Source organism: Natronorubrum tibetense GA33 (genome assembly GCF_000383975.1).
In the GTDB taxonomy this organism is placed as follows: Archaea; Halobacteriota; Halobacteria; order Halobacteriales; family Natrialbaceae; genus Natronorubrum; species Natronorubrum tibetense.
In genome coordinates this window covers 2615804-2637616 of record NZ_KB913017.1, presented here as the reverse complement: position 1 = coordinate 2637616, position 21813 = coordinate 2615804, and the positions used below count along the sequence as shown (strand labels likewise).

Annotated in this window: 19 protein-coding genes and 1 tRNA gene; 12 read left to right on the top strand and 8 right to left on the bottom strand. The window is 62.7% G+C overall.

Annotation, left to right across the window (positions count from 1 at the left end):
• Positions 1–51: 51 nt before the first annotated feature.
• Positions 52–2172, top strand: coding sequence for a histidine kinase N-terminal 7TM domain-containing protein (locus tag NATTI_RS0113645; RefSeq protein WP_006090024.1), 2121 nt, complete (start codon positions 52–54; stop codon positions 2170–2172).
• Between the two features lie 121 nt (positions 2173–2293).
• Here the strand turns inward: NATTI_RS0113645 and NATTI_RS0113640 are convergent, their stop codons facing one another.
• The 3 genes from NATTI_RS0113640 to NATTI_RS0113630 form a co-directional block, all read right to left on the bottom strand.
• Positions 2294–2587, bottom strand: coding sequence for a DUF7562 family protein (locus NATTI_RS0113640; RefSeq protein ID WP_006090023.1), 294 nt, complete (start codon positions 2585–2587; stop codon positions 2294–2296).
• Between the two features lie 180 nt (positions 2588–2767).
• Positions 2768–4210 carry a metallophosphoesterase gene (locus NATTI_RS0113635; RefSeq protein WP_006090022.1) on the bottom strand — a complete coding sequence of 481 codons (1443 nt, stop codon included), beginning with the start codon at positions 4208–4210 and terminating at the stop codon, positions 2768–2770.
• Between the two features lie 51 nt (positions 4211–4261).
• Complete coding sequence (locus tag NATTI_RS0113630) at positions 4262–4882, bottom strand: TMEM175 family protein (protein WP_006090021.1); 621 nt, start codon at positions 4880–4882, stop codon at positions 4262–4264.
• A gap of 216 nt (positions 4883–5098) precedes the next feature.
• Here NATTI_RS0113630 and NATTI_RS0113625 point away from each other — a divergent pair, with 216 nt between their 5' ends.
• Positions 5099–5578, top strand: coding sequence for an RNA-binding protein (locus tag NATTI_RS0113625; protein ID WP_006090020.1), 480 nt, complete (start codon positions 5099–5101; stop codon positions 5576–5578).
• A 361-nt stretch (positions 5579–5939) separates the two neighbouring features.
• Here the strand turns inward: NATTI_RS0113625 and NATTI_RS0113620 are convergent, their stop codons facing one another.
• Together NATTI_RS0113620 and NATTI_RS0113615 are read right to left on the bottom strand one after the other, a co-directional pair.
• Positions 5940–6704 (bottom strand): DUF1028 domain-containing protein, encoded by a 765-nt coding sequence (locus NATTI_RS0113620; RefSeq protein ID WP_006090019.1) that lies wholly within the window; start codon positions 6702–6704, stop codon positions 5940–5942.
• A 66-nt stretch (positions 6705–6770) separates the two neighbouring features.
• The gene (locus NATTI_RS0113615; protein WP_019991877.1) at positions 6771–8318 is read right to left on the bottom strand and encodes a S8 family serine peptidase; all 1548 of its coding nucleotides are present in this window, start codon (positions 8316–8318) and stop codon (positions 6771–6773) included.
• 186 nt (positions 8319–8504) lie between these two features.
• Between NATTI_RS0113615 and NATTI_RS0113610 the strand changes: the two genes are divergently transcribed.
• The 3 genes from NATTI_RS0113610 (at position 8505) to citZ (ending at position 11380) form a co-directional block, all read left to right on the top strand.
• The gene (locus NATTI_RS0113610) at positions 8505–8867 is read left to right on the top strand and encodes a cell division protein SepF (protein ID WP_006090017.1); all 363 of its coding nucleotides are present in this window, start codon (positions 8505–8507) and stop codon (positions 8865–8867) included.
• A 201-nt stretch (positions 8868–9068) separates the two neighbouring features.
• On the top strand, positions 9069–9722 hold the full coding sequence (locus NATTI_RS0113605; protein WP_019991876.1) for a helix-turn-helix domain-containing protein: 654 nt from the start codon (positions 9069–9071) through the stop codon (positions 9720–9722).
• A 509-nt stretch (positions 9723–10231) separates the two neighbouring features.
• Positions 10232–11380 carry a citrate synthase gene (gene citZ / locus NATTI_RS0113600; RefSeq protein ID WP_006090015.1) on the top strand — a complete coding sequence of 383 codons (1149 nt, stop codon included), beginning with the start codon at positions 10232–10234 and terminating at the stop codon, positions 11378–11380.
• A gap of 169 nt (positions 11381–11549) precedes the next feature.
• Here the strand turns inward: citZ and NATTI_RS0113590 are convergent, their stop codons facing one another.
• A complete protein-coding gene (locus NATTI_RS0113590) occupies positions 11550–11912 on the bottom strand; it encodes a hypothetical protein (protein ID WP_006090014.1) in 363 nt (120 codons plus the stop codon).
• Positions 11909–12961 carry a DUF7490 domain-containing protein gene (locus tag NATTI_RS0113585; RefSeq protein ID WP_006090013.1) on the bottom strand — a complete coding sequence of 351 codons (1053 nt, stop codon included), beginning with the start codon at positions 12959–12961 and terminating at the stop codon, positions 11909–11911. Before NATTI_RS0113585 ends, NATTI_RS0113590 begins: the two co-directional genes overlap by 4 nt.
• Positions 12962–13024: 63 nt before the next feature.
• Between NATTI_RS0113585 and NATTI_RS0113580 the strand changes: the two genes are divergently transcribed.
• Positions 13025–13543, top strand: coding sequence for a gamma-glutamylcyclotransferase family protein (locus NATTI_RS0113580; protein ID WP_006090012.1), 519 nt, complete (start codon positions 13025–13027; stop codon positions 13541–13543).
• 251 nt (positions 13544–13794) lie between these two features.
• Complete coding sequence (gene ilvA / locus NATTI_RS0113575; protein ID WP_006090011.1) at positions 13795–15006, top strand: threonine ammonia-lyase; 1212 nt, start codon at positions 13795–13797, stop codon at positions 15004–15006.
• 47 nt (positions 15007–15053) lie between these two features.
• Here ilvA and NATTI_RS0113570 read toward each other — a convergent pair whose 3' ends face one another.
• A complete protein-coding gene (locus NATTI_RS0113570) occupies positions 15054–18071 on the bottom strand; it encodes a PAS domain-containing sensor histidine kinase (RefSeq protein ID WP_006090010.1) in 3018 nt (1005 codons plus the stop codon).
• 230 nt (positions 18072–18301) lie between these two features.
• Here NATTI_RS0113570 and NATTI_RS0113565 point away from each other — a divergent pair, with 230 nt between their 5' ends.
• The 5 genes from NATTI_RS0113565 (at position 18302) to NATTI_RS0113540 (ending at position 21708) form a co-directional block, all read left to right on the top strand.
• Positions 18302–18682, top strand: coding sequence for a Rid family detoxifying hydrolase (locus tag NATTI_RS0113565; RefSeq protein WP_006090009.1), 381 nt, complete (start codon positions 18302–18304; stop codon positions 18680–18682).
• Between the two features lie 70 nt (positions 18683–18752).
• Positions 18753–18959, top strand: coding sequence for a hypothetical protein (locus NATTI_RS0113560; RefSeq protein ID WP_049806286.1), 207 nt, complete (start codon positions 18753–18755; stop codon positions 18957–18959).
• Between the two features lie 27 nt (positions 18960–18986).
• A tRNA-Ser gene (locus NATTI_RS0113555) sits at positions 18987–19067 on the top strand.
• A 219-nt stretch (positions 19068–19286) separates the two neighbouring features.
• A complete protein-coding gene (locus tag NATTI_RS0113550; protein WP_006090007.1) occupies positions 19287–20540 on the top strand; it encodes an RNA-guided endonuclease InsQ/TnpB family protein in 1254 nt (417 codons plus the stop codon).
• A 442-nt stretch (positions 20541–20982) separates the two neighbouring features.
• Positions 20983–21708, top strand: a complete 726-nt coding sequence (locus tag NATTI_RS0113540) for an SOS response-associated peptidase (RefSeq protein ID WP_006090005.1) — start codon at positions 20983–20985, stop codon at positions 21706–21708.
• The last annotated feature ends 105 nt before the right edge of the window (positions 21709–21813 follow it).

The following is a 21813-nucleotide window of genomic DNA, read 5'->3' as shown; positions in this document are numbered from 1 at the left end:
CCCAGCCAGAACCGGTATACGGGCCGAGGCTAATAGACGACTAATTCGGCTATGGCCTGGCAGTACACGACGCAACTCGTTCCCTACATCGGCGTTCTCCTCCTGGCGATGGTGGTCTCGGCGGCGTTGGCCATCTACACCGTCGTGGTCCGATCGGACGCGATGGACGACCCGAGCGTCAGCGCGTTCGTCGGCCTGAACGCCGGCTGTGCGATCTGGTCGGGTGCGTACGCGCTGCAGATACTGAGCGTCGACCTGCCAGCGAAACGGTTCTGGTTGAGCATCGCCTTCGTCGCCTCTATTCTGGTCGTGGTCTCGCTGTTCGCCTTCGCCGTCGCGTACTCGGATCACGAACGGTGGCTCACCCGGCGGACGCTCCTCGCGGTGACTGTCGTCCCCGTCGCGGGATTCGTCCTACACGCGACTCAGTACCGGAACCTGTACGAACGACCACTCGACACCACCGTCGTCGACGGCATCGTCGTTCTCGATCGAACCCTGGGGCTAGCGGCGACCGTCACCCTCCTGTTCATGTACGGGCTCGTCGTCGTCGCCGCGGGATTCTTGCTCAAAACGGTGTACGAATCACACCGCGTCTACCGCCTGCAGTCCGTCGCCGTCCTGATCGCGATTCTCGTTCCCTTCGTCCCCAATATCGTATGGGCGCTCGATTTGGGTCCGATGGGGAACCTCGATCTGACGCCCGTCGCGTTCACCGTCTCCGGCATCGTGTTCGCCGTCGCCATCTATCGCCATCACCTGCTGGATATCGCTCCCGTCGCCCGCACTGCAATCGTCGAAGATATGCGCGACGGCTTTCTCGTGATCGACGACACGGACCGTATCCGAGACGCCAACGCGGCCGTTCGGGGTATGCGCGGGACCGACTCGTTCGTCGGTCGGGACGTGACCGCGATTTTCCCCGATATCGCTCCGATCGTTCGCGACGGGGCGTCGACTCATCAGACCGAAATCATCGTCGACGGCGACGACGGCCGTCGTTTCTTCGACGTTCAGGTTCAGCAGCTCTCGAGCGCCGACGAGATTCGACTGCTCCTCCTTCGCGACGTTACCGAGCAACACGCCGTCGAACAGCGCTACCAGTCGTTTATCGAGAACGCCTCCGACCTCATCACGATGGTCGACGAGGACGGGATCATTCGCTACCAGAGTCCCTCGTGTACGACCGTCCTGGGATTCACACCCTCCGAACTGGAGGGACGATCCGCGTTCGAACTGGTACATCCCGACGACCGAGCGGCGCTTCTCGAGCAGTTTCGGAGCGGACTCGACGCTGAGATTGCCGTCGATCGGGCGGAGTATCGCCTCCGGACCGCCGACGGTGAGTGGCGAGACGTCGAGACGATCGGCAGCAACTTACTCGAGGATCCGTTCGTCGAGGGTGTCGTCCTGAACACGCGGGATATCACCGACCGCAAGCAACGCGAACGCGAGATCCGTCGCTCGAACGAGCAACTCGAACGGTTCGCGGATGTCGTCAGCCACGACCTGCGCAATCCGCTGAACGTCGCCCAGGGCTACCTCGAAGCGGCCAGCGACGACGTCGACTGTGCGTATCACGAGGACATCGAACTCGCTCACGGCCGAATGGCGGCGATCATCGAGGACATGTTACGCCTGGCTCGAGAGGGGCAACCGATCGACGACACCGAGCTGGTCGACCTCCCCCGCGTCGTCGATCGTGCCTGGGCGAACGTCGACACCGACGGGGCGACCCGATCGGTCGCGAGCGATCGGTCGATCGTCGCCGACGAGGACCGACTGGTGCGCCTGCTCGAGAACCTGTTTCGGAACGCCGTTGAGCACGGCTCAACGAGCCCTCGGTCGCAAACTCCCGAGGACGCCGTTGAGCACGGTGACGAGACCGTCCACGTCAGGGTCGGCACCACTCCTAACGGGTTCTTCGTCGAAGACGACGGGCCGGGCATTCCAGCCGACGAGCGCAAGCGTGTCCTCGAGTACGGCGAAACGTCGTCGCCGTCCGGAACCGGGTTCGGGCTCGCGATCGTCGACGAGATCGCTGAGGGCCACGGCTGGACGATTCGGATTACAGAGAGCGCCGACGGGGGCGCTCGATTCGAGTTCGACACTGCGGGCACGTCCCGACCGCCAACTGCAACTCGGGACCCGACCGCCGTCGACGACGCGTGAGGAGAGTCCCCTCGAGAACCCTCGATCTGCTCGACTGCGGGCGGGATAGCGGAGTCGCTTCGTTCCGAGGCCCGCGACAGGGCTCGACTGACCCCACCCGTCTTAGAGACGGATCCTCGCGTCAGGACTCCTCCTCGAGCGTTCCGTATCGCTCCTCGACGGTCTCGAGGTAGCTCGAGAGAAAACGCTCCCGTGTCGCTTCGCCCGCTTCGAGTTCGATCAACAACGCCTCGAGTTCGTCCCGCGGATAGTGACAGAGGTCGTCGTGACAGGATTTGCAGAGGTGTTCGAACGACTTGTCGTCGCGGTCCCAGCGATCGCCGTGTTTGTCGTATTCGCGCGCCTTCGACCGGGGCACCTGCTCGCCGCAGGCGAGACACGTCACCGTCTCAGTGTGGGTCCGGGAGGGCCACATATGTCTTCCAATATCGTGCTATTACTTAGCAATTCTCACACGATCTCGGTGGCCGGACTGTCCGGGTGATCGATCAATCCTCGAAGCGGAAGTTCTCCAGCGGATCGGTTCTCGATCGGTTTGGCAAGTCGCTCTCGTCGCACGTTTCCCCGCCGGTTACGGTAGATTGGCCACAGTGAATCACGGTTGTCGCCCGTTCCGTCCGGATCGATCGCCGTCGACCGTGCCCAAATCGCTGTCGCCACCGTTGGACGCCGGTTTTCGCTCGCCCCCGTCCTCGAGAGCGGCGTCAGCGTCGGGAACCTCGAGAGACCCGTCCGGATCGATCACCGTTCGCGCGGGAATCGGTTCTTTCGGCGGCGGACGACGCGCGATCAGTCGCTGGAAGCGGGTGAGGTCCCGCGGCTGGTCGGTCTCGACCTCCTCGTACTCGACGACGACCCGATCACCCTCGGCGAATATTCGGACGTAGTTCAGCCGGAACGAGGGCACGTAGACGCCCGGCAGCCGGGAGAACCGCGTCTCGACGTGCTGGAGTTTCTTCAGCCAGGTGCCAGTGTTAACGACGACCCGGTCGCCCCACCGCGTGAGCGACGCGCGGTGGGTGTGACCGTAGACGTAGACGCAGACGTCGCGGTTCGCCTCGAGCGTTTCCCGGGCCGCGTTCAGGAACGGCTCGTCGCCCTGTCCGACATGAATCCCCGAGAGCGCGACGCCGAAGCGCTCGAGCGTGTGCCCGAGATCGCGTCTGAAGAACCACAGCGGGACCGCGAGCAACAGGAGGACGGCGATGATCACGAGGTTGATCGTGACGATGATCTCGAGGACGATATCGGCGATGCCGAGCGCGTGGACGACGGGATTGTCGGTGAACAGTCGTGCCGGGAGAATCCCCGCGACCTCGAGAACGGTCCCGAAGAGGTAGACGAGCGTGATGTTGAAGAACAACAGCAGCGGGACGACGATCGCTCGCAGGTACGGACTCATCTCCCGGTACAAGTAGTTCGAGAGGAGCCAGCGCGGGGTCTCCTCCATCGGGGCCACCGACTGGATATCGCGCAGCCAGTCGCCGCTAGCCCGTCCCGAGTAGCGGCCGGCCGTATCGACGATCCGCTGGACAATGAAGTAGCCGACCGGGAGCGCGTCGGGGTTGCCCCAGTCGGGCAGCCGATTGTTCGCGTCGTGTTGCTGGCCGTGTTCGATCCAGATCAACGGGTTCTCGTCCGCGGTGTCGTCATCGACATCTACCTCGCGAGTGATCGCGATTTCGGGCTCGAGCGCGACGTTGAACGCCGCGAGTCGATCGGCGTGTTCGGGGTAGCAAGCGAGATCGTAGTCGTGGTTGCCCGGAATAAGCGTGATGTCGATCTCCGCGCCGGTCGCACGGAGTTGCTCGAACACCCGCGGATGGTCCTCGATCACGCACTCGAGTTTCGCCGGCCCCGTCACTTCGGCGTACTCCCACAGCCCGAAGGCGTCGCCGTTGATGATCAGTTCGACGTCGCCGCCGCGCGCTTCGAGGTCCGCGAGAAACTCGAGGAGTTCGGCCTCGAAATCGAGCGTCGTGAGCTGCTCGTCGCCGCCCATATGGAGGTCGCTGATAAAGACGTACTCAGTGGCCATCGAGTTTGCTCTGGCGAGCTACCAGCCCCGGGAGGATAGTGGTTTGCCCTTTCACGACGACCGGCGGGAGTCGGTCACCTCCTGATAGTGCCGATTCCAGACCATCTGGGCCGGCGCGATCAGTATCGGGACGAAGTACGCCACCGAGAGGCTCACGGTGGCGACGACGACCGAGAGGGCGAAGACGGCCGGCGAGATCAGCCCTCGAATCGTGATCAGACGCGCGGTTCCGTCGCTGATCTCGTCGGCTGTAAAGTCGGCTCGAGCCGCGTAGGTCCAGACCGCGGTGAGGAGCAGGCCGACGAGGATGAAATTGACCGCGTACAGCGTCCAGGCGAACTGCGTTCCGTAGACGCCCATCAGCTCCGTCGGGTACGGAAGAAACGAGATCGAGAGCAGGAACAGCAGGTTCAGCCACAGCAGGATCCGATCGTGGGCCTCGATGTACCGAAAGAGATTGTGGTGGATGATCCAATAGAGTCCGACGACGACGAAACTCAGGAGGTAGCTGACGAGCAGCGTCTCCTGATCGGCTACCGCCGCTGGTAGCTCCGAGGCGGAAACATCCGGCACCTCGAACTGCAACACCAACAACGTGAGCACGATGGCAAACACGCCGTCGCTCAACGCCTCCATTCGATCCGTGTCCGGGCCGCCGAGCGTCCGTACCATACGGGAGTGTCTACTCGAGGCGACGAATACGCTGCCCCGATTCGCTCGCGGTGAGGGCTCGGGTGCGCGCGGACTCGGGTTCGCGCGAGACCGACGCTCCGCAGCAAATCGGCGTTTCGCTGGCGATCGACGCTCCGCTCGAGCGTATCTCGGACCCTCGCTCGACCTGTGACGCAGAATCTAACCTATTAAATGCACACGGGCGGAAGGGCGAGTATGCAGGTCAAGTCCCGACACCACCTCCGGAGTGACGCGGTCTCGGACGTAGAGACCACGCTCGAGGAGCAACTCGGCGTCTCGCCCGACGGTGACGCCTACGAACGCGTCGAGTTCGAAGAGACCGACTGGGAGGTCGTCCTCATCGACGGCGAGCCACAGGTCGCCTACTTCGACGACGAACCGTTTCTGACGGTTCGTGGGGCAAACGTCTACGAGCCCGAGAAGCAGTTGGTGACGGTCGACTCCGGCGCGATCTCGTTCGTCAGCGACGGCGCGGACGTGATGCGGCCGGGGATCACGGAGGCCACGGACGATATCGAACCCGACGATCTGGTCGTCATCGCCGAGGAGTCCCACGGAAAGGTGCTGGCTGTCGGCCGCGCCCGCGTCGAGGGCTCGGATATGGTCGGAAGCGAGGGGAAGGTCATCGATTCGCTGCACCACGTCGGCGACGATCTCTACGAGTTCAGCGGCTAGTCGTTGCGTGTAGACGACGTCTTGGCGTCGTCAGACTGTTTTTTCACACAGTCAATATACTGGATCCGTTCGCGTAGTGAGCACTGTGAGGGCAAGTAGGCTGCTCTCGCTGGCGGCGATGAATTCCACGTCCTCCCCAGCCGATTCGCTCGTTCGCTCTACTCACTCGCTCATCCACAGGAAGACGCTTCGCGTCTTCCACGCAGTCGCTCGTATTACTCGCGACGACCTCACACGAAGTCCCTGTCACGTCTCGCTCGCCGCTCGCCGTGACACAGCGCGCGCCACCGCACGTGGCGAAGTCGGCAGGCGTTGATCCGTTCGGTAACACGGTATTGATACCCGACTCGAGCACCCCACGTCACTCGTCAGCTTCGGCCAGCGAATCCGCCTCGAAGACGTCGCTGTAGCGCTCGAGGGTGTCCTCGTAGCCGGCCATCGCGAGGTCGTAGGTCTCGCGCAGGTCCGCGATCGGCGTCTCGGTTGCGTCGACTCGCAGATCAGTGTACGGCGGCTCCCACTCGTGGGATTCCGTCGAGTCGACGACCACGGCCGCGCTCTGGACCGCCAGCTCCTCGCGCTTGTCGCCGCCCTCGCGGTCGCCCGCGGCGAGCGCATCGATCAACCGCTTCGAGAGGGGGTCGGTGTCGGCGTCTTCGACCACGGCACCGGGGCCGGTCGACCGATCCGTCGTCTTGTGGACGGCGTTGGCTTCGTAGTTCGCCGCGGTGGTTTCGAGAACATCCTCCCCGGTCAGCATGTTTCCTGCAACGGTGAACGTCTCGCGTTCGAGGTGGCCGAACCAGTCGACACACTCCTCCCCGGAGAAAGCGAAGGTGCCCTCGCGATCGACGCCGTGGAGCTGTCGCTGCGGCGCGCCGTCGTCAGTGTTGAGCAGGGCCTCGAGCGCGTCGTCGACCGCCAGCCCGTCCTCGACGTACTCGAGTCCGCGTTCGCCGAGTTCGACGTTGACGAGGCTCTGGGTCGCGATCGCACCGTGTTCGCTGACGAACGGACAGAGCGTGCCGACGCCGGGCAGGCGCGTCGTGACGGCGACGCCGAATCGGTCGTGGTCTTCTCCGTCCTCGTTCGTGTAGGACTCGCGGACGCAGATGCTGAACGTCATTCGATCGGGGCGACGATCCGGCGGGTAAAAAAGGTCGTCGTCGAGGTCGGTCGCGTGGTCCCGACTTCAGAGCGTCCGTGTGTCGCTGATCTCGTTGCCCGCCTCGTCGGTGACCGTCAGGCGAACCGCGTCAGCGCTGTCGCGGGTCCGTAGTTCGTGTTCACCCGACGCGCTCGAGCCGCTGACTGCGGTCGTCTCGCTGTCGACGACGCTTTCACCGTCGAGCAGTTCGCTGGTCACGGACTCGAGGGTGCCGTCCTCGTCGGAGACGGCCCAGTCGACGTCGGCGCGGGTCCACGGTCCGCTGGTCCGTTCGGTGACAGAGAACTCGTCGATAACCGGTTCGCTGTCGGTTGACTCGTCGTCGTCATCGTCGCCACCATCATCGTCGTCATCGTCGTCGCCATCGTCGTCGCCGTCGTCCTCGAGGTCGAGCGCGTTGGCGACGTTCAATCGCCCGGAGCCCTGTTCGTTCTCGTCGAGACCGATGTCGTCCGCTGCGGCCTCGAGTTCCGCCCGAACGTCTCCGGGAGCGGTACCGGCGGCGATGAGCGTCGCGGCCGCGCCCGCGACGTGTGGCGAGGACATCGAAGTGCCAGAGAACTCGTCGTAGTCGTCCCGTGGGACCGCCGAGTTGACGTCGACCCCGGGAGCCGCGAGATCGACCTCGGGACCGGTCGAGGAGAAGTCCGCGAGGGCGTCGTCCTCGTCGGCCGCCGAGACCGCGATGACCTCCTCGTAGGCGGCCGGATAGCCGACGCAGTCGGAACAGGGGCCGTCGTTACCGGCCGCGGCGACCATGACAACGCCCTCAGAATCGGCGTACTGGACCGCGTCCCGGATGACGTCCGAGTCGGTGTCCGAGCCGAGACTCATGTTCTGGACGTCGTGGCCCTGATCGGCGGACCACTGGATCCCCGCCGCGATATCGTCGAGCGAACCGCCGCCGTCACACTGCAACACCTTCACAGCGTGCAGGGTTGCGTCTGGTGCGACGCCGAGGACACCGACACCGTTGTCGGCCGCGCCGGCACTGCCGGCGACGTGTGTGCCATGATCGTTGTCGTCGTCCCATTCAGCAAGACACTCGTCGATATCGTTGCCACCGCCGCCGAAGGGACCGCCGTCGCAGTCGGTCGTACACGCGGCGTCCGCTGCCGCGTACCCCTCACCGAGGTTCTCCTCGAGCGTCTCGTGCTGGGCGTCGATCCCCGTATCGAGAATCGCGATGCTGACGCCGTCGCCCGTCTCGCCGTCGTCGATAGCGACGTCCGCGTCGACCTGCTCGATTCCGTACGGCGTCTCCTGCTCGAGCGCGTGCATCAGCCCGTTCTCCTCGATATACCGGACGTTGGGATTGTTCGCTAACGCCTCGCGTGCTGTCTCGGAGAACTGACCGGCGACCGCCTGCCCGATAGATCCGAAGTCGAGTTCGCGACGGATCGAGTCCGCCGCCTCGCGAACCGTCTCGAGGCCGCGGCCCGGCGCAATCCCGACGATGTAGCTGTCGGATCCACTGGTTCCCGCTGTTACCTGTCCTGCCAGCGCAGTACCTGCGACACCGGTACCGACGCCTCGTAAAATCGTTCGACGTGAGATATTATCTTTTGTCATGGTAATTCAAACCACAACCAATCTCGTACAGGCCAATATATAAAAATACGTTAAAGTATAGCACAGTTATAATTAACAGAGTATAATGTTAAAGGGGATGTCACCTTCGTGCCCCAACGGACCGCCGATTGCCGGAAACTGTGTCTGACGTAAGAACTATACTGACGGCGGCGGTGGGTTACCCCAATGGGACTTATGAGCAAAATTCTCGGTGGCGGCGGTTCCCGAGCGGCCGAGGATTACGTCGAACTGGATCTCGACGATGTATCGGCGGATTCGGCCGACGCAGCAATGCAGGTACACATCGCCGAGGTCAGCGGTCAGGCCGACGCCATCGACATCAAAGATACCGTCTACGACGGCGACATCGTTATCGCGGATATCACGCGTCTGCGAACCAACGACAGCACGGTCGAACACATCGTCGACGAACTCCGACAGGTCGCCCAGGAGGTCGACGGCGACATCGTCCGGAAGGGTGACGACCAGATGATCATCACGCCGACCGGCGTCCGAATCAGCCGCGAGAAGTTGGGCCAGCGGGCCTGAACGGAGCCGTTCGGTTCTGCGGATTCTCCGTTCCGTGAGCCGCGGGCCAGACTGCCGAGGCTCGAGTTCGACGGTACGTGGAGTGGTACCGACCGAGGACCAGTCGAACATCGCGGTGGGATCGCACGATTCGTTGACGCTGTTTTCATCCGGCGGGAATTCCAGTGTCGGGTTATTATGCGCGGGGTGGAAATCGTTCGCATGACTGGATTCCGAGCAACAGTCGTCGTCCAGGAGCCCGCGGACTGTCCGATCGCGGACGTCTCGGCGGCCACCGACGATCCGATCACGAGCGTCACGCGCTCTCGAGCCGCGATCGACGGGACGGTTGTCGAGGAGTTCGGCGTCGCCGCCGACGCGTCCGCGGAGACGGTCGACGCGAGCACGGCCGCCGAGATGACGCCCGTCCAGGCCACCGACCGAGAGGAGATCTACCGATTCGAGCGCGAGTCAACCGCCGACTGCGCGTGTGAGATCATCGAACGTACCGGCACACCGATCTCGTCGGTCCGGGCCCATGACGGGGCGTTGCTGTTGACGTTCCGAACCCTCGATCTCGAAGAGATCGCCGACATCGTCGACGGTCTCCGCGCCCGGTTCGACGGCGTCCTCGTCGAGGAACTCACGCAAGACCACGAGGACGACTCGTCGGACCGGGTCATCGTCGATCGGGACCTGCTCACGACACGACAGCGAGAGATCCTCGAGACGGCCCACAAACTGGGCTACTTCGAGTATCCGAAGGGCGCAAACGCGACGGACGTCGCCGAGGAACTCGATATCGCTCGGTCGACGTTTACCGAGCATCTGGCGGCCGCACAGACGAAGCTTCTCGACGCGCTTCTCGAGGAATGACCGACGCTTATTTTCGGGGCTGATTGGCAGGGGCGTACCGGTCGTGAGCCGCCTCCATTTGATGATCGTTTCGTCGTTGAAACCCTAATCATCGCCCTTCATACGGTACGATTCGAAATCACAGAACCGACGATCACGGGACGAACCCTGCACGTTCGGCGAAGACAACGTCTGGCTGAAATCTGAATCGGACCGCACCCCGATCGAACACGGAGGCACACACCCCTGGTGGCGGATCGATCCGCTTCTCGTGCGTAGTTCGGGACGACCACGGGCCGGGCTTTGATCCGTCTCCGATAAGAGTGGGTGTGCAGTCTCGAGAATCGGAGTGGCCATTCCGAATGAATAATCAACAAAAACCAACGGTATCGGTCACGAACGTCGACTTTCCGATTGTCGATTCGCTACTGGCAATCTTCCAAACACTAATAAACGCACAAACAGTCGTCGAACGGGCCCGACAGCAGACGAACGACAATACTTTTCCATCAGGGTGCGAAACCTCCACTATGGCTGACGATCTCAAGAAAGGGCTGGAGGGAGTCCTTGTTGCAGAGTCCGGACTCAGCTCGATCGACGGTGACGAAGGTCGACTGATCTATCGAGGGTACCCGATCGAGGATCTCGCCCGCGGAGCGAGCTACGAGGAAGTCGTCTATCTCCTCTGGCACGGTCACCTCCCGAACGCGGACGAGCTCGAGGAGTTCACCGTGGCGCTCAACGAGGAGCGCGACGTCTCCGAGGATGTACTCGAGACCATGGAACGCCTCGCGGCAGCCGACGAGCAGCCGATGGCCGCACTCCGGACTGCGGTTTCGATGTTTTCGGCCTCCGAACCCGAAGGCAACGCCGAGCCCGAGGATCTCGAGGCCACGCTCCGAAAGGGTCGTCGCATCACGGCCAAGATCCCGACCGCGCTCGCGGCGTTCGAGCGCTACCGGCTGGACGAGGAGCCGCTCGACCCCCACCCTGACCTGGGGCTCGCCGCGAACTTCCTCTACATGCTGACCGGCGAGGAGCCGAGCGACACCCACGCCGAAACCTTCGATCAGGCGCTGATCTTGCACGCGGACCACGGCCTGAACGCCTCCACGTTCACGTCGATGGTGATCGGCTCGACGATGGCCGACATCTACAGCGCCGTGACCGGCGGCGTGAGCGCCCTCTCTGGCCCACTCCACGGTGGTGCGAATCAGGACGTCATGGAAGTCCTCTTCGAGATCGACGAGAGCGACCTCGACCACCGCGAGTGGGTCGAGCAAGCGAACGAGGAAGGCCGGCGGATCCCCGGCTTCGGACACCGCGTCTACAACGTCAAGGACCCACGCGCCAAGATTCTGCAAGAGCGCAGCGAGGAACTCGCCGAGGAAGGCGACGACAAGTGGTACAACTACACCACGACCATCGAGCAGTACCTTTCCGAGGAGCAGGGACTCGCCGAGAAGGGGATCGCCCCGAACGTCGACTTCTACTCCGGCTCCGTCTACTACCAGCTCGGTATCCCGATCGACATGTACACGCCCATCTTCGCCATGAGCCGCGCCGGCGGCTGGGTCGGTCACGTCCTCGAGTACCAGGAGGATAACCGACTCATCCGCCCGCTCTCGCGGTACACCGGGCCGGAGGATCAGGAGTTCGTCCCGCTCGAGGACCGATAACGACGCGTCGCCGTTCGGTTCGTTTTTAGCACTCGACGTCCCAGCCACCGGTCGTACCGTCGATTGTCAACCGTCGATTGTCAACCGTCGACGGAACGTAGACTGTCACGGCGTTCGTGTAGGATAAGAGCTACTGTCGCCGCAATCGGCCCGATTTCGCACTGAATGATTAGCCCTCTGATAGCTCCGTGACCAGCAGCGAGACGCCGATCAATGAAGCGAGCAGGACGATGAGGTTGAACGCGGCGTGCATCAGCGGCTGGTAGTTCGGATCGACCCAGAGTTCGATCGCATCGGTGGCACTGCCGTAGAACTGGATCAGCGCGAAGACGGCGAGCAGCGAACAGACGCCGAGTGCACCCCAGGCGAGGTAGCGTTTAATTCGGTCCGAATCCGATTCGAGCACCGCGTCGGTCCCGGCTGCTGAGTCGGGGCTCGGCGTGCGTGCATCCGTCCACTGGTCAGGCTGGTCGGTCACCTGTTCGGTCTCGGTCTCGAGCTGCGTTTCGGGTTTCGTTGGTGTATCAGTCATTGGAACCTCCGTGCGAGTGCGATCGTCGCGAGCAGTGCGGCAACGGCGATCGCCGCGCCGAAGCCGGGCGTTCCGTCGCCGTCGCGATCGTCGTCGTGATCGTCGTCGGCGGCGTCGGCGTCGTCCGTTCCGACGCCGGAGCCGCCGGTGAAGTCGCTTACCTCGAGCCCGCCCTCGCCGTCCGTCTCGTCGACCGATAGCGATCCCTCGCCGAGGTTGGCGACGGCGCGGTCGGTTTCGACAATGGTGCCGTCCCGCCAGAGCACCGCGTCGAGGTAGTAGTCGTACTCCGTTGGGACCTCGAGATCGACCGTCGGCGACGCGGTCTCGCCGGGGTCGACCGTCGACAGATCGACGGTCGCGGAGTCGGCGACGACCTCGGAGCCGGACTGGCGGGCTTTCACCTCGAGTTCGAGGTCGTCCTCGGCGTCGTCACCGGTGTTCGTGAGGTAGCTTGCGACCTCGAGCGTCGCCCGATCGTCGGTCGTCGACTCGATGGCGTACTCGATCGCGGGCACGTCCGCGAAGCTCCCGCCACCAAAGCGGTGGAACTCGACGTCGGTATCGGCGTATGCGGGCGTCAACGCGTCGACGCCCTCGATCGAGTGGCTGGCTGACTCGAGTCGCGCGCCGTCCCGGTAGACGAACGTCTCGATCTCGTAGCTACTCTCTCGCGGGACGGCGACCGAATCCGTGACGACGGTTTCCGATCTGTCACTCGAGCCCTCGCCCAGCACGTCGACCTCGCGTTCGGTCGTGTTCTCGACGAGTCCGCTGTTCGTGTCGGTCACGCGATGGACCACGGTGACGTTGTCGACCGGATCACCCCGGTGCTCGAGGTGACTGTCGACGGCGATCGTGGCGGTTCCGCCGGTCACGTCCTCGGAACTAATCGTGATCTCTGCCAACGATACGTCACCATCGGTTTCCACGTCTGTGGCCGTCTCGGAGTCGTCGGGATCGGACACTGCACCGGTGAGGGCGAGCGTCGAGAGGGCTCCAACTACGACCACGAGCGCGGCGATAGCCAACACGTACTCGCGGTTCATGGCAGCGGCTTTTGAGCAGTCATATAAGTGCTTTGTGTGGTCAGTGATCGAACAATATCGAGTTTGCTGAACGTAAGGCTCCGCCCGTTCGGACGACAGTTCCGGGCCGACGAACGGCTTCCGAGTACGGTGTCGAGCGCCACGAACAAGGGCGAAGAGCCCGTACGTCCGGTCGTGCAGGTTTTCGTCTACGGAACGCTGACCGATTCGGAGCAGGTCGAGTCACTTCTCGGCGACAGCCCCGGAACGTACGAGAGCCTCGGCCCGGCGACGCTCGAGGGGTTCCACCGCGTCGACGGCGCGTACCCGACCTTGCTTCCGGGTGGCACCGCCGACGGTGAGTTGCTCGCGGTCGACAACCTCGCGCTCGAGCGACTCGATCGGTACGAGGGCGTCGATCGGGGGCTGTACGTTCGGGTTACGGTACCGAGAGCGGACAGCGGGTCAACCCAGCTCTACGTCGGCGACCCGGACAAACTCGGCGTCGCAGCCGACGCCGTGTGGACTGACGAACGCCCGTTCGGTGATGCCGTTCGACGCCATATTGTGCGAGAAGATACCGTGGTACAAAATCACGAATGACGGTCGGCAGACGAACGTCTGACACTGCCGTTTCCGCCGCTCCCTCTTGCGATTTTACTTTCACTGCGGAGCCATGAGCTTTATATGCACTGCGTTCTCTTCTTTACTCGCACGTCACACGCCGTGCATTCCCTGTATTCCCTGTCGTGTTGCCAGTACGGCAGCACATTCGTGTCGGGATCGATGCGAGGCTGGTTCGACCGGCCGACCGACCCCGACAGTCTTACAACACACGCCGAGTAGTCGAGCGTATGCTCGAACTTTCAGATATTCTCGAGGCACACGAGCGCGTCCGCGAAACGTCCAGACACACTCCGCTCGAGCACTCACACACCTATTCGTCGATGACCGGAGCCGATATTCGGCTGAAACTGGAGAACTTCCAGCGAACGGGTGCGTTCAAGATCCGCGGGGCGACGAACCGAATCGCGACGCTCTCGGAGGCACAGAAAGACGCCGGCGTCGTCACCGCGAGCGCGGGCAACCACGCCCAGGGTGTCGCGCTCGCGGCGACGCGGTCCGGCGTCGACTCGAAGATCGTGATGCCCGAGCACGCGCCCATTTCGAAGGTCAAGGCGACGAAAAACTACGGCGCGGAGATCGTCCTCTCCGGTCGAGACTACAACGAAGCCGCCGAGCGTGCCCACGAGATCGAACGCGAGGAGGATCGAACCTACGTCCACGCCTTCGACGACGAGGACATCATGGCCGGCCAGGGCACCATCGGGCTCGAAATTCTGGAGGACTGCCCCGATGTCGAGACCGTCGTCGTTCCGATCGGGGGCGGCGGCCTCATCAGCGGTATCGCGACCGCGATCAAAGAACAGAAACCCGACACGCGCGTGATCGGGGTGCAGGCCGACGGGGCCTCGAGCGCCGCCGCCTCGCTCGAGAAAGGCGAGCGGATCGCCCTCGACGGCGTCGACACCATCGCGGACGGGATCGCGACCCGAAGCGTCGGCGAGCGGACCTTTCCGCACATCCAGAAGTACGTCGACGAGGTCGTCACCGTCTCGGACCCCGAGATCGCGGTCGCGCTGGTTTACCTGCTCGAGCGCTCGAAGACCCTCGTCGAGGGCGCGGGTGCGGTGCCGCTGGCCGCGGTGCTCTTCGAGGCGTTCGACTACGACGAGGACGAGGTCATCGTCCCCACGCTTTGTGGCGGGAACATCGACCTCAACACGCTGACCAACGTCGTCGTCCGCGGGCTCGTCGAGACCGGCCGGTATCTGAAGATTCGAACCGTATTGAAGGATCGTCCCGGCGCGCTCGAGGACCTGCTCGACATCTTCACCGCTCACCGCGCGAACATTTACGCCATCCACCACGACCGCACCTCCCGGGACGTCGAGATGAGCGATACGGAAGTCGAGATCGAACTCGAGATGCGCGGTCCCGACCACGTCGACGCCTTCCTCGCCGCGCTGCGAGACGCGGGGTACGAGGTCGACATTTTGGCCTAACTCGAGCGGTTGCGTCACTCGACAGGGAGCCAGCGAAGTCTCCACTATCACGCGGTCGGTAGCGTAAACGAAAACGTCGTTCCGTCCTCGGGCGTCGACTCCACCCAGATTTCCCCGCCGTGGCGTTCGACGATGCGTCGACAGAGCGCGAGACCGATGCCGGTTCCGTTGTGCTCCTCGTAGCTGTGCAACCGCTGGAACACCTCGAAAATCCGCTCGGTATCGTCCGGATCAATCCCGACGCCCTCGTCACGAACGGAGAGGATCCAGTCTCTGCCGTCTCGCTCGGCGGAGATCTCGATTCGCGGTGGCTCGTCGCCGCTGTACTCGATGGCGTTTTGCAGGAGGTTCTGGAAGAGTTGACGCAACTGGCTCGCGTCGCCATCGATACGCGGGAGTTCGTCGGTCGTGATGTCAGCGTCGGTTTCCTCGATCCGCATCTGTAGGTCCTCGCGGACGTCTTCGAGAACGGCGTCCAACTCGACCGGCTCGAACGGATCACCCTGCGTGTCGACTCGCGAGTACTCGAGGAGCGCGTCGATCATCTCGCGCATCCGCTCGGCCCCGTCGATCGCGAACGCGAGGAACTCCTCGCCGTCGTCGTCGAAGGCGTCGCCGTATCGCTGCTCGAGCAACTGGAGATAGCTCGTGACCATCCGAAGCGGCTCCTGCAAATCGTGGGAGGCGGCGTACGCGAACTGCTCGAGTCGGTCGTTCGACTCCTCGAGCTGTCGCTGATATGCCCGGCGGTCGGTGATGTCGGTCAGCGTCACTACCGCACGACTCACGTTCCCGCGCTCGTCTCGGACCGGTTTGCCGTGCTCCATGATGATGCGGTGTTCACCGTCGAAGGCCTCGATCTCGTAGATGTTTGGTTCCCTGACCTCTTCGCCCTGAAGCACCTGCGACATCGTCCAGTCTTCGGGGCCGACGGGCTCACCGGAGTCCGCCCACGTCGCCGAGAACTTGTCGTACTCCTCGACGGAGTCCGAATCGAAGACGTCACCGCCCCAGATATTCTTCGCCGTCTCGTTCGCCCTGCGCAGTGAACCGTCCGCGTTCGCAACCACGGCACCGACGGGTAAGACCTGAAACAGCGTCTCGAGTTGCCGCGATTGTTTCTCGAGTTCGAGTTCCGCTCGTTTGCGTTCGGTGATATCGGTGAGTGCGCCCGGGAATCTGACGGCGTTTCCATCCTCGTCACACTCGACGTGGCCCCGGGCGACGACCCACCGGAGTTCGCCGTCGGCGTTCCAGACGCGGTACTCGAGTTCGCACTCGTCGCAGCGTTCGACCGTCTCTTCGATCTCTCTGGCGACCCGGTCGCGGTCGTCCTCGTGGATCGACGATAGGAACCGATCGAGCGGGACACCCTCCCGAGCGGCGTCGGGCTCGACATCGAACGTGTCGGCGAACGATTCGCCGGTCACGAACTGATCGTCGGGGATGTGCCACTCCCAGGTCCCGATCGCACCGGCCTCAGTCGCCGCCTCGAGCTGCGCTTTTGCCTCCTCCAGGTACTGCTCGTGCGCTTTTTGCTCGGTGATGTCCTGGGCCATCGTCATTCCGGCGAAGATATCACCCTGTTCGTCGGTGATCGGCACCGCGTGGATAACCCACTCTCGGCCGGCATACTCGAGTTCCACCGAGGCTTCCTCGCCCTCGAGTGCCGACTGAAACACCGGCTCGAGATCGGCAACGGCGTCGTCGGGCCAGACCTCGTGAAACGGTTTCCCATCGAGATCCTGGGGATCAACGGGGATCCGGTCGAACCCCTTCCCGGCCGCCAGCGTGTACTCGAGATCGTGATCGAACAACGTGACGAGACCGTTCGGGAAGTACTCCGCGAGCGTCCGGTACCGTCGCTCGGACTCCTCGAGCGCCTGTTCGCGCTCCTTGCGCTCGGTGATGTCCCGAACGACCCCCACTGCCCGAACCGGTGTTCCCCCGTCGTCGAAGTGGAACTCTCCCTGGGCTGCGATCCACCGTTTCTCGCCGTCGGCTCGAACGATTCGACACTCGAACTCCCACGTTCCGGTCTCCGTTGCGGCTTCGAACCGCCGTTTCACCTCCTCTCCGTCGTCCGGGTGGACGTGATCGAGAAAGCGTTCCAACCCCCAGTCTTCGACCGGGGACTCGTACCCGAAGATTCGGTCGTGCTGTGGCGACCTGACCGGCGATTCCTCGGACTGTAGATCGAGTTCCCACGTGCCCATGCCGCCGGCCTCGAGTGCGAGTCGGAGTCGCTCCTCGCTCTCGCGTAAGTCCTGCAGTAATTCGGTGCGGTCGGACTCGCGCTCCTTGCGCTCGGTGACATCCCGAAAGTAGACCGACACGCCGGTTTCGGAGGGGTAGATATTCGCCTCGACCCAGAACTCGAGCGTGTCGTAGTAAAGTTCGTAGCTGGTCGCCTCCTGTTCGTCCATCGCCGTCTGGAACGCGTCCCAGACCTCGTCGATCTCCGCAGCGGACGGAAACACGTCCCAGAGACAGTTGCCGAGCAGTTCCGGCTCGGAGCGTTGGAGGAGCTCTTCGGCGCGCTCGTTGACGTGCGTGAAGCGAAACTCCTCGTCGAGCGCGTAGAAGGCGTCGCTCACCCGACCGAGGATCTCCTCGAGTTCGCGTTCGGCCTGCTGTCGCTCGGTCACGTCTTCGAACACGAAGACGCCACCGTCGATATCGCCGGTTTCGTCCCGCTGTGGCGCGCCGTCGACCGACAGCCACACGCGCTCGCCGGAGGGACGGCGAAGCCCGACAACCTGATCGGCGATCGACCTGCCACGACCGATAACGCGATCGAACGGAGTTTTACCCGTCTCAAGCGGGTCTCCGGCGTCGTCGACGTAGTCCCAGTAAGCGCCGTCGGCAGAGCGTCCAGCGAGGTCATCGAGCGGCCGTCCGAGAAGTTCCGCGGCGCGCTCGTTTGCAAACGTCAGTTCGCCCTCGGCGTTTACGACCGCAATCCCGTCGCCAACCGCGGTTATCAGTGCCCGACACCGCCGGTGGGTTTCGGTATCGTCCCCCTCCCAGAACGTCCAGTTGGTTTCCCCTACTCGCTCGCTCATACGGCGAAAAAGCCATCGAGTCGCATAAGCCCGCCGCCGATTGTAGTAGCCACTGAAGATAACCGCACACCTGTTCGCACGACTGCCGTGTGATCGTCGCGTCATTCAACTCGATTGTTACCATCGTTATCGAAATCGAAACTGGGGCGAGCCAGTCCGTCGCGCGCCCTCGAGTCTGCCTGGAACCGATTTCGCCTTCTTTTAAGTCCACCCGCATAGAGTGCTACCGTATGAAACGGATCATCGAAACCGACGACGCACCCGCTGCGGTCGGCGCGTACAGTCAGGCGACCAGCAACGGCTCGCTGCTGTTCACCGCCGGCCAGATCCCGCTGACGACCGAAGGGGAACTGCTCGCGGACGAATCCATCGAATCCCAGACCGAACAGGCCCTCTACAACCTCGACGGCGTCCTCGACGAGGCCGGTGCGACGTCGGCGGACGTCCTCAAAGTCACCGTCTTCCTCGACGACATCGACGACTTCGAGGCGATGAACGAGACCTACGCCGACTACTTCGACGACGAGCCGCCGGCCCGCAGCGCCGTCGAAGTCGCCGCCCTCCCCAAGGGCGTCGGCGTCGAAATCGAAGCCGTAGCGAGCCTCGAGTGAGGTGACTCGAGGCGTGTTCGGACTCGATCGCCGCGTCGTCTCCGCCCTGCTCTGGGGTGCCGTCGGTTTCATGGCCTTCCTGGTGCTCGTGCAGGGCTACGCGCTGTTCGTCGAGTCGCTACTCCCAATCACGCAGGCTGCGTTCGTGGCCGTGATCGTTGGGACCGGGGCGATGACCGGTGCGTACCTGCTCGAGCACCGGGTCGCCGCGTGGTCGGCCCGTCGCGTGACGGGTGAAACCGAGTCACACGGCGGCGACGGTAAAAGTAAGAGTTAAACGACGGACCCCGTTAGGTTGACTCGAGCCAGGATGGCCGAACGGTAAGGCGCACGCCTGGAAAGCGTGTTCCCTTTGGGATTCAGGGTTCAAATCCCTGTCCTGGCGCTTTTTTGAAAGAAAAGAGCACAAATGTGTTCTATTAGGGGTATTAACATTCAGATAGTGAAATCCGAGCAGATACCCTGTCAGAACCCTCGAGCCTGATCGAAAACGCTCGATCCCCGTCCGTGACGAGAACACTGCCTGATTTCGTCTTCGTTATATCTCGATTCTCTACCGAAGCGCGTCGACCCTAGGGAACTGTCAATTAAAACCGATTAACTAATGTATGTCTACTATCAACTTCTTTCCGTGGCAGGTGACTACCTGAGACGGACTGCGATCACCCGCCCTATCCTTACTCCCGAGCAACGGCGAGCGCTCGATGAGACACTTGACGAATGGCAATACGCCTGTAACATCAGTACTCGTATCGGCTGGACAGTTGGGGAGACACGGAAAACGCAACTGCAACAACTCGCGTACGACGAGATACGTGAGCAAACGCGTCTCGGAAGCCAACACGCGATTCTCGCTACGCACAAAGCTGCAGCCGCACTCTCTGGTATCGAGGAGATCGACGACTTGGACGAGAATTACAAGACGTCTCGGCCGACCTTCACGAGCGATACGCTCGTTTACGACGCGCGATCGATGACGCTGTTTTCCGACGGTTCCGTCTCGCTAGCAACGCTCACCGATCGGATTCGCTGTAATCTCGCACTTCCCGACGACGAAACGGGTTACCAGCGACAGTATCTCGAGGACGACGAGTGGGAACTGACCGAATCGACGATATCGAAGCGGGACGGTGACTGGTATTTGCATCTGGGTTTCCGTAAGCCAAAGCCCGAACCGACGACCGAGAGGCAGGACGACACTGGGGACAGGACAGTTCTCGGTGTCGATCTCGGCATCGTCAACATTGCCACTACCAGTACGGCCTACTTCGCTTCGGGGGGAGAACTACGCCACAGACACCGCCAATTCGAACGAATACGCTCCAGCCTTCAAGAAGCCGGAACGCAGTCAGCACATCGCACCATTCAGCGGATGAGCGGACGAGAGTCACGCTATGTGCGCGAGATGTTGCATCACGTCGCCAACGATATTCTCGAGGAAGCAGTAACCCACGACTGCGATTATATCGCATTCGAAAATCTCAAACATATTCGGGAGCGTGCACCCCCTGTCAAAGAATTTCACCAGTGGGCACACCGCCAACTCGTCGATCTGGTCGAATACAAAGCTACGGCTGCGGGAATTCGTATCGAGTTCGTTTCACCAGAGAATACGAGCCGACAGTGTCCGGAATGTGGATATACGAGCGAAAAGAACCGCATTCGACAGGCAGCGTTCGAGTGTCGCGAGTGTGGAACTACTGCCAACGCTGATTACGTCGGTGCAAAGAACGTCGGATTACGGTTCGTCCGTCGAGGCCTACAGTCGTCTCGGCGGACGGGCGACGGTCAACTCGCCCTGAAGTCAGGAACGGTGAGGCCGAACCAAGGTTTCGTACCGACCCCGCTATCGGGATAACGGCCGAGTTCACTGACAAGCCCCGTGTCCTGTGCGGGGCAGTTGATATCCCAGTCTTGGCGTTTTCCGAACGATGATCTACACGCGTCATGAGCAGTGGGAAGCTGCGGCGATTTGTTTCCACACCACAGTGGCAGAACAGCACCTGCTGTCACGGAGCCGAACCGACTACCGCCTAAGCTCCGCCGGCGAGTCGGTTGTGATCCACCGGTCCTCGTTCTCCGGGTTCCGAATCTCTAGCAGGCCGTCTTTGCAGAGCAGCATCTCGTATCGATCCGTCATTGTACTCTCGTGGAGAGCTCCGACGGAACCGTGTATGGTAACACGCCACCTACTGCCTTACCGGCCACGGGTACGCCCTCGATACTGCCCGAGTAGCCGCCGAATACCGAGCGAGCGACTACCGGACAACCATATATCCGCGGCGGCCGACGACGCTAGTATGTGCGGTCGCTACACACTGATGGTCGAGCAGGCGGCACTCGAGGAGCGATTCGACGCCCGATTCGCGGACTCGAGCGAGGAGTTCACGCCGCGGTACAACATGACGCCGGGCCAGCGGCTCCCGGTGATCACGAACGACGCGCCCGAGACGATCCAGCGCCTCGAGTGGGGACTGGTGCCATCGTGGGCCGACGACGACAAAAACGGTCTCATCAACGCGCGTGCGGAGACGGTAGACGAGAAGCCGAGCTTTCGGGCGGCGTACGAACGACGGAGATGTATCGTTCCCGCGGACGGCTTCTACGAGTGGGTCGAGACCGAGAACGGAAAACAGCCCTACAGAGTCGCCTTCGAGGACGATCGCGTCTTCGCGATGGCCGGGCTCTGGGAACGCTGGGAGCCCGACGACGAGACAACCCAGGCTGGTCTCGACGCCTTCGGTGGCGGCGTCGCGGACGACGATAGCGAAGACGGACCGCTCGAAACGTTTACCATCGTCACAACGGAGCCGAACGACCTCGTCTCGGAGCTTCACCACCGAATGGCGGTCATCCTCGAGCCCGATCGCGAACGCGAGTGGCTGACTGTCGACGATCCGAAATCGCTTCTCGAGCCCTATCCGGCCGAGGAACTCCGCGCGTACCCAGTCTCGCGTGCGGTTAACGATCCGTCGATCGACGAGGCGTCGCTGGTCGAACCGGTTGAGTCCTATAGTAACAACTGAAACGAGTTACACACTGATCGCACAGCCGTCGTGCGATCAGGTGTGCACTGACTGTCAGTGGCTACTATAGGTATCGACGCTCTCGAGCGAAGGCGAGCCCCTTCG